The organism is Pseudomonas sp. MD330_10 (assembly GCF_042610415.1).
Lineage (GTDB): Bacteria > Pseudomonadota > Gammaproteobacteria > Pseudomonadales > Pseudomonadaceae > Aquipseudomonas > Aquipseudomonas rhodesiae.
The window spans coordinates 1-251 of record NZ_JBHGZU010000107.1 but is presented as its reverse complement, the minus strand read 5'-3'; the positions used below and the strand labels follow the sequence as shown (position 1 = coordinate 251).

Annotated in this window: 1 pseudogene; it reads right to left on the bottom strand. The window is 55.4% G+C overall.

Annotated features, from left to right (window positions below):
* Nucleotides 1-251, bottom strand: a pseudogene (locus tag ACFZPT_RS26810) (diaminopimelate decarboxylase); the annotation flags it as partial.

Below are 251 nucleotides of genomic sequence, written 5' to 3'. Positions count from 1 at the left end.
AAACCATATGATCGGTGTGCTTGAGGTAATCGACCTGGGTCAGCATTACGCCAGCGTTAGCGACGATATAGCGGCCCGTTTCGAACATCAGCGCAAGATCGCGGCCCTCGATGCGCTCGCTCAGGGCCTGGATGTAATCTGCAATCAGCTGATGCTCTTCATCTAGATAACGCACGCCTACGCAACCTCCCAGATCGATGTGACGCAGGTAAATGCCACAGTCTCCCAGGCGGTCGATCAATGCCAGCAGG